Here is a 9,344-nt window from a genome sequence, read left to right on the forward strand (position 1 = left end):
GAATGGTCAGTCGGCCGAACCGACGATGTCGGCGAAGCGCTTCTGCGCCTCCTCCACCGTCATGTCGGGCTTGGCGAAGAATTCGGAGAAAAGATCCTCCTTCTGCTTCTGTGTATCCTGCGAGAGCAGCTGGTCCGTCCAGGGCATGACGCTGCCCTTGGCCAGGATGTCCAGGCCCTTCTTCATGCAGTCATTCGCCGCTTGCAGGTCGACATCGCCGCGCACCGGCAGCGAACCCTTCTTGAGGTTGAAGGCGACCTGGGTCTTGGGATCGAGCAGGGTTTCGGCCAGTGCTTCCTGCGCCTTGGCCTTGTCGGCATCCTTCAGCAGCGGGAAGTAAAAGGCGTCGCCGCCCGTGGCGATCACTTCATTCAGGCCGAGACCCGGAAGACAGGTGTAGTCCTTGCCGGCGGTCTGGCCGGCAACCTGGAACTCGCCCTGCGCCCAGTCGCCCATGATCTGGCCGCCGGCCTTGCCGGTGATCACGAGGTTGGTCGCCTGGTTCCAGTCCTGCACATTGGTGTTCTTCGCCATCTTGCGGGCATCGTCGGCGGCCTTGAAGACCTTGGCGACTTCAGGCCCGGCGGCGAATGTCGCATCCTTGTCCTTGTAAACCTTGAGGAAGGTGTCGGTGCCGCCCACCGCCGCCAGCAGCACGTCGAAGGCGCCGGAAGACTGCCAGGGCTGCCCGCCGACGGCGAGCGGGATAATGCCCGCCTTCTCCAGCGCAGGCGCGGCCGCGACATATTCGTTCCAGTTCTTCGGCACCGGCACGCCGGCTTTTTCGAAGGCCGCGTTCGACAGCCACAGCCACTGCCAGGAATGGATGTTGACCGGCACGCAGTAGATCTTGCCGTCGATGGTGCAACTGTCGAGCAGGCTCTTCGGCCGAACGACTTCCGTCCATTTGCCCTTGGTGGCGATATCGGTGAGATCGCGCATCAGCCCGGCCTGCACCAGTTCTTCGGCCTGGCGGCCGTGGTTGAACTGGGTCGCGCCCATCGGATCGCCGCCGGTGATGCGGCTGATCATGATCGGCCGCGCCGTGCCGCCGGACCCGGCGATGGCGCCATCCACCCAGTGATTGCCGGTGGCATCGAAAGCCTTGGCCAGTTCGGCAACCGCCGCCGCCTCGCCGCCCGAAGTCCACCAATGGGTGACTTCGAGATCGGTTGCGCTCGCCGGGCCGGCGAAGTTCAGCGCGACCGTCGCCGCAAACGCAGCGGTCAGGAACTTGTATCGCATTTCGGTTTCCTCCCAGAATCTGAAACGTTACAGATTTTCGATACGGCAATTGCGCGATGCGCGCAACCCTTCGGGCAAAGGGGCGGTCAATTTTTTTTCGGAGCCCGAACAAAATCGCACCGCCGATTAGCGTTTTTGTGCGCCGCAGCACACGGAACTGCACCGCAAAATGATGAAAGCCGCCAAAAAACTTGGCTGATGCGCCTTGAGCGCTGATTTCTAACCATTTTCCATCCCAGGGGCACCCAAGGCCATATGATACCTGTCAGGGTCGTTCCTCGCGTGGTCGTGACAAGCTGTAACGTTTCAGTATATTGCAATCCAGATCGGAGGAGAACCGCGATAGCCGCGGTCCGCCGATTGCCGGCCTGCCCGGCAACTGCTATGCGCCTGACGGGCGGGACGAATGGACAGACATCAAACTGAGAAGGACGACGAGACGTCGGCGCCGGGCCGGCCGACGCTGAAGACGCTCGCCTTCATGACCGGGCTGGGGGTCACCACCGTCTCGCGCGCGCTGAAGGACGCGCCCGAGATCGGCGCCGAGACCAGGCGGCGCGTCCAGCTCGTCGCCAGGCAGATCGGCTACCGGCCGAACCGCGCCGGCGTGCGCCTGAGGACCGGCAAGACCAACGTCATCAGCCTCGTGCTCAACACCGAGCGCGAGATCATGAGCTTCGTCTCCGATATCATCTACGGCGTCTCGGAAGTCATCGCCGACACCCCCTATCACCTGATCGTCACGCCCTACTCGCGCTCGCAGGATCCGCTCGACCCGATACGCTATCTCGTGGAAACAGGTTCCGCCGACGGCGTCATCATTTCGCGCGCCCAGCCGAACGACTCACGAGCCCGCTACATGCTGGAGCGCGGCATCCCCTTTGCCACGCATGGCCGCACCGACATGGGGCTGGTCCACCCCTATCATGATTTCGACAATTACGCGTTCGCGGCCGAGGCGGTGCGCCATCTGGCGGGCATCGGCCGCCGCAGGCTGGCTCTGCTGGCGCCGCCTGTCGGCCTGACCTATCACGGCCACACGGTGAACGGCTTCACCGATGCGCTGAGCGAGGTCGGCGCCAGCGAGGTGCCGTTCAATACCGTTTCGATCGACCACTCGATCGAGCAGATCAGGATGCGGACGGCGCAAGTGATGCGCCGCCAGGACCGGCCGGACGGCTTCGTCAGCAGCGCCGCCGCAGCCACTCTCGCCATCGTCGCCGGCATCGAGGACGCCGGCCTCAAGCTCGGCCGCGATGTCGACGTGGTGTCCAAACAGTCCTCGGAACTGTTGCATCTGTTCCGGCGCGAATTGCTGGTCGTCAACGAGAACTTCCGGCTGGCCGGCTCCGAACTCGCCCGTTCCGTGCTGGGCTGGATCGGCGGCGCGGAGCCTGGCTCTCTGCAGTCGCTGAGCCTGCCTGGCGAGGTTGTGGCCTATCACCGCCCCGACTAGAGCCGGATACGTTCAAATTGAACCGGGCATCCCGTTCAATCTATTTGTCTTAACCGCATTTTGCAGCCAAGTAGTTCCACTTGGCTACAAAATGCGCGCTGCTAACTGGCAGCCTTGGGGTCGAATTCAGACAGGAAGATTCTGGCGAAAGGATGCGGATTACTGCCGTTCAACCAATGATGAAGTCTCAGATCGAATTTTGGTGCTTGTTCAGAATTTGCACTTATTTAGGATGCGCCCCGGCCAGCAACAGCCGATAGCCCCAGCCCGCGAGGACCGATCCGCTCTCAAAAAGGCGCGCGCAGGTTGACAACACCTGGGCTGCTGCAACATCCTGCCGGTCTTTAGACTGGAGGTAGCATGACTATTTCGATCAACCGCCGCACCTTTTCCATAGGCGCGAGCGCTCTGGCGCTGGCTGCCGCCGGATTTTCGCCGGCACGCGCGCAGCAGGCATTTTTCCGCATCGGCACGGGCGGAACGTCCGGCACCTACTATCCGGTGGGCGGCCTGATCGCCAACGCCATCTCGGCAACGGGGCCGGCCGGCGTCGAAGGCCTGGTCGCCACCGCCACGTCCTCCAACGGTTCGGTAGCCAACATCAGCGCCATCCAGTCGGGCGCGTCCGAATCGGGCTTCACGCAATCCGACGTCGCCTACTGGGCGCATTCGGGCACCGGCCTCTATGAGGGCAAGCCCAAGGTTGACGACCTGCGCCTCATCGCGACGCTCTATCCCGAGACGATCCATTTGGTCGCGCGTGCCGACGCCGGCATCAAGTCGGTGGCGGATCTCAAGGGCAAGCGCGTCTCCCTTGACGAGCCGGGCTCCGGCACCATCGTCGATGCGCGACTTGTGCTTGGCGCTTACGGTCTGAGCGAGAAGGACGTGCAGCCCGAATATCTCAAGCCTGGCCCGGCCGGAGAGCGGCTACAGGATGGCGCCATGGACGCCTATTTCTTCGTCGGCGGCTATCCGACCGGCGCCATCGTTGAGCTTGCCACCACCAACAACATCACGCTGGTGCCGATCACCGGCCCCGAAGCCGACAAGCTGCTGTCCGAGCAGAAGTTCTTCTCCACCGACACCGTGCCGGAAGGCACCTACAAAAATGTCGGCGAAACCAAGACCATTTCCGTCGCCGCGCAATGGGTGACCAGCGCCAAGCAGACCGACGACCTCGTCTACAAGATCGTCAAATCGCTTTACAGCGACGAGACCCAGAAGGCCCTGCAGGCAGGCCACGCCAAGGGCAAGCTGATCACGCTCCAGAACGCGGTCACCAGCGCCGGCATTCCGTTTCATGCCGGCGCGGAGAAATTCTACAAGGAAGTCGGCGCCCTGAAATAGGAGCCACTTGGACCGGCTGACAACAACGAGGCGGAAGGCATGCTTTCCGCCTCTTTTGTCTGGAGATTCAGGACACGGAACCGGCCATGAGCGACGACGACAAGATCAAGCTTTCCGCAATGGAGTTCGACGAGGAGAAGGCTCGCGAACTGGAGGAGAAATTCGACTCCGAAATCCGCTTCCGGCCACTGACCCGTGTCGCGGGCTGGCTGGTCGGCTTCCTCCTGGTGGCGCTGTCACTGTTTCACTACTACACCGCCGGCTTCGGCCTGCTGCAGGAAATGCTGCACCGGGGCATCCACCTGTCGATGGTGCTGGCGCTGATCTTCCTCGTCTTCCCGCTGGTGAAGAAAAGCTACGACCAGCCCGCGCAGTCCAGCCTGCTGCGGCCGCTCGGCATACCCCTTTTCGACTGGCTGCTGGCGATCGCAGCGGTCGTCGTCGTCATGCACGTGCCTATGATCCCGCTCGACGACCTTGCCTTCCGCGTCGGCAATCCCACGGCGCTCGACGTGGTGTTCGGCCTTATCCTCATCCTGCTTCTGCTGGAGGCAACGCGCCGCTCCGTCGGCATCCCGCTGCCCATCATCGCCGTCGTCTTCATGGCCTACGCGCTGTTGGGGCGGTACATGCCGAGCATTCTAGTGCACCCCGGCGCGTCCGTCTCCCAGCTTGTCGATCACCTTTATCTGACGACGCAGGGCATCTACGGCATCGCGCTCGGCGTCGTCGCCACCTACGTCTTCCACTTCGTGCTGTTCGGCGTCTTCGCCACCCGCATTGGCCTCGGCCAGCTCTTCCTCGACTGCGCGGCGTGGGTCGCCGGCCGCTACGCCGGCGGTCCCGCCAAGGTGTCGATCTTCGGCTCGGCGCTGTTCGGCATGATCTCCGGCTCGTCGGTCGCCAACACCGTCACCGTCGGCTCGCTGACCATCCCGGCGATGATCAAGCTCGGCTACAAGAAACATTTCGCCGCAGCGGTGGAAGCGGCGTCCTCGACCGGCGGTCAGGTGACACCGCCGATCATGGGCGCGGCGGCCTTCCTGATGATCGAATTTCTCGAACTGCCCTACACGACCATCATCCTGGCCGCCATCGTGCCCGCCTTCATGCACTTCTTCGGCGTGTTCATGCAGGTACATTTCGAGGCCAAGCGAACCGGCCTCAGGGGGCTCAGGCCGGACGAGATGCCCGACGTCGTCGAGGCGCTGAAGCGGGACTGGCCGACGATCATCCCGCTCATCGTCCTCATCGGCGTGCTGCTCTCGGGCTACACGCCCTACATGGCCGCCTTCTGGGGCATCACCTTGTGTATTCTCGTCGGCCTGCTCAATCCGCGCCGGCGCATGTCGGTCGCCGACATTGTGATGTGCCTGCGCGACGGCGCCAAATATGCGCTCGCCGTCGGAGCCGCCGCCGCAACCGTCGGCATCGTCGTGGGCGTCGTCACCCTGACCGGAGTGGGCTTCAAGCTGTCCTACATCGTCACATCGACGGCTGGACACCTTTCCCTTCTGTTCGGCACCTTCATCCCCGAGGCGATCTTCTCGGCCCAGGGCCTGACCCTGCTGTTCACCTTGATCATGACCGGCGTCGTCTGCATCCTGATGGGCTGCGGCATCCCGACGACCGCGAACTACATCATCATGGTGACGATCGCAGCGCCGGCGCTTGTCATGCTCGGCACCGAGCCGATCGTCGCCCACTTCTTCGTGTTCTATTACGGACTGCTGGCGGACATCACGCCACCGGTGGCGCTGGCGGCGTACGCCGCCGCTGGCATGGCGGGGGCGGACCCGTTCAAGACCGGCAACACCGCCTTCCGGCTGGGGATGGGCAAGGCACTGGTTCCTTTCGTGTTCGTCTTCTCGCCATCCCTGCTGCTGGTGACGAAGGATTTCACCTGGCCGAACTTCTTCCTCGCCTTTTTCGGCTGCGTGCTGGGCATCACCTGCCTGGGCGCCGCGCTGTCGCGCTACCTTCTGGTGCGCACACGCCCGTGGGAGAACGTGCTGCTGGTGTTCGCCGCCCTGCTTCTGGTGGCACCCGAACTCTATTCCTCACTACTCGGCCTGGCGCTTTTCGTCCCGGTCCTGCTGCGCCATTGGAACGCACGCCACACCGAAGAGGCGCAACCAGCCTGATCAGCGCCGCTCCAGCGCAATCCTTCCCGGGGTTTCGACGTCGTGCATATGCGCGGTGGGCGGACGGGAAGATGAGAGGGCGGACCATCGAGTCCATGACATTCTGCTGCGGGTTCTCGGCGCCGAGCGAGCTTCAGCATAGCCGCGAAGATGTCTGCTCCTGAGAAGGGGCGATGACCTTGGCGACGACCGGCATAAGGCCCAGTCCCGACGTCCAGATGGCGAACCGCCGGACCGGCCCCGAAAATTCCCAACGGCGCGCTTGAGGTCACCAGACTCTACTGGTCCGAAAACCTCACGCTCACGCCGCGCTGCCGAAAATAGGCCTGCATCAACTTGCGCCCCGAGCGGTTGTTCTGCGCCAACCTGGTCGGATCGAACACCGCCTGCTTTATACCTTCTCGTGTCAGCGCCGCTTTAAGCGTCGCGATATGTGCGTCGATGTCGGCATTGTCCGCCCGCAGCGAGGCATAGATACTTTCGGTCGCCTGGGCCACGGTCGGTTCGCTCACAAATGTCGTCCTTTGGTTGATTGAGCGGCGGCTTACCACAGATTCGCGGCTCCGCCGATACCGATAAGACCGCCAATCGTCGCTACCGGCATAGCAGGTTCCTGGCGCGACCCGACACCCGGTTGGTCGCTGGAGATGTCGGCTTTCTGGCAACCGCAAAATTGGACCCTAAGCAGGCATTCCTGGGCTGGCCCACGAATGCCTGCTTAGAGTCTTTGATCTGTCGCGGGTTCTCGCCGCAAAACCGTGGGACACTTTTGCGGAACCAGCTTAGGTCCAAGTCGCGGCGCTAACCTGCCGCACCACTGCCCCACGGGCCATGGAAGGCGCCCGGCCCGTCGATGCGCTCGAAGCCGTGCGCGCCGAAGAAATCGCGCTGCGCCTGGATCAGGTTCGAGGTGCCGCGGCCCTGGCGATAGCTGTCGAAATAGGCAAGTGCCGACGACAGCGCCGGCACGGGCGCGCCAGCCTCCGATGCTCGCGCCACGATGCGCCGGAGCGACGGATGCGCGTCCTGCATCATCGTGATGAAGGCCGGCGCCATCAACAAATTGGTCGAAGCGCCACCGGCGCCGAAGGCTTCCGCCATTGTGTCGAGCATCTGCGAGCGGATGATGCAGCCGGCCCGCCAGATCTTGGCGATGGTCGGCATCGGCAGGTTCCAGTTGAATTCCTTCGAGGCGCCGCTCATCACAGCGAAGCCCTGCGCGTAGGCGGCGATCTTGCCGGCGAACAGCGCCAGTTCGAGATCCCCGAGAAGCGCGTCCCTGTCGCCGGAAATCCTGGTCACGCCGCCGTTGCCATAGGCCTTTTCGGCGGCCAGCCTTTCGTCCTTGATCGACGACAGCACGCGCGCGGCAACCGCCGCTTCGATCGCGGTGGCGGGGATGCCGAGCTGCTGCGCCTCGATCACCGACCATTTGCCGGTGCCTTTCTGGCCGGCACGATCGAGGATGATGTCGACCACCGGCTTGCCGGTCTTCGGATCGTCGGCGGCCAGCACCTTGGCGGTGATCTCGATCAGGTAGGAGTTGAGCCGGCCCTTGTTCCAGCCGGCAAACACATTTCCGATCTCCTTCGGCCCCATGCCCAGGCCGTCGCGCAGGATACCGTAGATCTCGGCGATCATCTGCATGTCGGCATATTCGATGCCATTATGGATTGTCTTGACGAAATGGCCGGCGCCGTCGGTGCCGAGCCATGCCGCGCAGGGTTCGTCCCTGAACTTGGCCGAAATCGCGGTCAGCACTTTTTCGACGCGTTTCCACGATTCCTCGGTGCCACCGACCATGATCGAGGGACCGTGGCGAGCGCCTTCCTCGCCGCCCGACACACCCATGCCGATGAAGGTCAGGCCCGAGCCGGAAAGTTCGGAGAAACGCCGCATCGTATCGCGGAAATTGGCGTTCCCGGCATCGATGACGATGTCGTTGGCCGACAGCACGCCGCGCAGGGACGCGATCTGTTCGTCGACCGGCTTGCCGGCCAGCACCATGATGATGATCGGGCGCGGCGGCCGGATCGCGGCGGCGAGTTCCTCGAGGCTGTAGCAAGGCACCACCATGTCCTTCAGCGCGCCGGCGTTTTCGACAAAGGCGTCGGTGCGCGCCCTGGTGCGGTTGAAGACGGCGATGCGGTGCCCGTGCTCGGCGATATTGAGCGCCAGGTTGGAACCCATCGTGCCAAGGCCGATCAGGCCGATTTCGGCTTTTTCCATCGTTTCTTCCCTGCTTGCGGATCTTTTGTCGAGGTGGCGATTTGCGGCGCTGCCCGTTGTTCCCTGATGAATGACGGGCCTTCGCGGCCGCGTCAACCGCCTCGCCGAATTGTGTCGGGTCACGCTGAGTGAGATTCAGGTCAGGCCGTGCCGAGAGCGGTGGCTTCCGAGAACCGGAGCGGAGCGTACTTGAAGTACGTGAGCACCGGAAGCGCAGGAAGCCGCCGTTCGCAGGCCGGCATCACCTGAATATCACTCAGCGCGGATATCGATCGGCGCCTCGATCTTGACCATCTCGAAATCCGAAACGAGGATATCGAGCCGCGCCGTCCATCGGCCGGCAACCGGGATGACAAGATCGTCGACGCGCCATGTGCCATCGCCGGGCTTGGTCGCCGGACGCTTGATCGGTTCGATGCCGGAATCGGGCTTCGACAGCACTAAGGTCACCTCCTTTGCGTCGAGCGGGCCGAAATCGCCGGTCATGACGACGATCGAGGCGGCAACGGGCCCGGCATGGCCGGGCGTGATGCTGAGGTCGGCCATCGCTTTCAGCGTATGGATATGGATCGATGCCGGCTGTGCGGCGGCAATCGCCAGCGCGCGCGGCGGCGGCGTGAAGCGCCAGCCGGCGGCCACGCCGAAGATCGCCAGCACGATCAGCATCTCGACGCCGATCGAGCGGACCAGCCGCCTCTGGACTTCGGTCTCTCCCGCTTCAGCCGGAGCAGTGAGCTTCCAGCGGTTGGTCGCAGCGAGAGTGAACAGAAAGAACAGCAGCGCCAGCTTGACCAGCAGCAGCCGGCCATAGGCTGTCCCGAGCAACGCTGCGGGCATCTGCACCTGGATGACGGCCAGCACGATGCCGGTGGCGACGAGCACCGCAACGACGGGCAGGATCGCTTGCGAGAACCGGCAGG

At 63.5% G+C, this 9,344-nt stretch carries 7 protein-coding genes; 3 read left to right on the forward strand and 4 right to left on the reverse strand.

Going from position 1 to position 9,344, the window contains the following annotated elements; all coding sequences use genetic code 11:
* Window positions 1-6: 6 nt before the first annotated feature.
* The gene (locus CN311_RS13945; RefSeq protein ID WP_097574316.1) at window positions 7-1,245 is read right to left on the reverse strand and encodes an ABC transporter substrate-binding protein; all 1,239 of its coding nucleotides are present in this window, start codon (window positions 1,243-1,245) and stop codon (window positions 7-9) included.
* 406 nt (window positions 1,246-1,651) lie between these two features.
* On the opposite strand from CN311_RS13945, the gene CN311_RS13950 reads away from it, so the two are divergent.
* The 3 genes from CN311_RS13950 to CN311_RS13960 all read left to right on the forward strand — a co-directional run bounded on the left by CN311_RS13950 (window position 1,652) and on the right by CN311_RS13960 (window position 6,195).
* Complete coding sequence (locus CN311_RS13950; protein ID WP_097574317.1) at window positions 1,652-2,701, forward strand: LacI family transcriptional regulator; 1,050 nt, start codon at window positions 1,652-1,654, stop codon at window positions 2,699-2,701.
* Window positions 2,702-3,061: 360 nt separating this feature from the next.
* Window positions 3,062-4,051, forward strand: a complete 990-nt coding sequence (locus tag CN311_RS13955) for a TAXI family TRAP transporter solute-binding subunit (RefSeq protein WP_097574319.1) — start codon at window positions 3,062-3,064, stop codon at window positions 4,049-4,051.
* Window positions 4,052-4,137: 86 nt separating this feature from the next.
* Window positions 4,138-6,195 (forward strand): TRAP transporter permease, encoded by a 2,058-nt coding sequence (locus CN311_RS13960; RefSeq protein WP_097574320.1) that lies wholly within the window; start codon window positions 4,138-4,140, stop codon window positions 6,193-6,195.
* Window positions 6,196-6,473: 278 nt separating this feature from the next.
* Here CN311_RS13960 and CN311_RS13965 read toward each other — a convergent pair whose 3' ends face one another.
* The 3 genes from CN311_RS13965 to CN311_RS13975 all read right to left on the reverse strand — a co-directional run.
* Window positions 6,474-6,707 carry a hypothetical protein gene (locus CN311_RS13965; protein WP_097574322.1) on the reverse strand — a complete coding sequence of 78 codons (234 nt, stop codon included), beginning with the start codon at window positions 6,705-6,707 and terminating at the stop codon, window positions 6,474-6,476.
* Between the two features lie 289 nt (window positions 6,708-6,996).
* A complete protein-coding gene (gndA, locus tag CN311_RS13970; RefSeq protein WP_097574323.1) occupies window positions 6,997-8,424 on the reverse strand; it encodes an NADP-dependent phosphogluconate dehydrogenase in 1,428 nt (475 codons plus the stop codon).
* 252 nt (window positions 8,425-8,676) lie between these two features.
* The coding region (locus tag CN311_RS13975; protein WP_208866490.1) for a copper resistance D family protein at window positions 8,677-9,344 on the reverse strand (668 nt) is incomplete at its 5' end.

Origin of the sequence: Mesorhizobium sanjuanii (assembly GCF_002529485.1) — a bacterium.
GTDB lineage: Bacteria > Pseudomonadota > Alphaproteobacteria > Rhizobiales > Rhizobiaceae > Mesorhizobium > Mesorhizobium sanjuanii.

Bases quoted from the DNA above. Each gene is read 5' to 3' on its own strand.
- CN311_RS13955 (WP_097574319.1), top strand. From the start codon at position 3,062: ATGACTATTTCGATCAACCGCCGCACCTTTTCCATAGGCGCGAGCGCT.
- CN311_RS13960 (WP_097574320.1), top strand. From the start codon at position 4,138: ATGAGCGACGACGACAAGATCAAGCTTTCCGCAATGGAGTTCGACGAG.
- CN311_RS13945 (WP_097574316.1), bottom strand. From the start codon at position 1,245: ATGCGATACAAGTTCCTGACCGCTGCGTTTGCGGCGACGGTCGCGCTG.
- gndA (WP_097574323.1), bottom strand. From the start codon at position 8,424: ATGGAAAAAGCCGAAATCGGCCTGATCGGCCTTGGCACGATGGGTTCC.
- CN311_RS13950 (WP_097574317.1), top strand. From the start codon at position 1,652: ATGGACAGACATCAAACTGAGAAGGACGACGAGACGTCGGCGCCGGGC.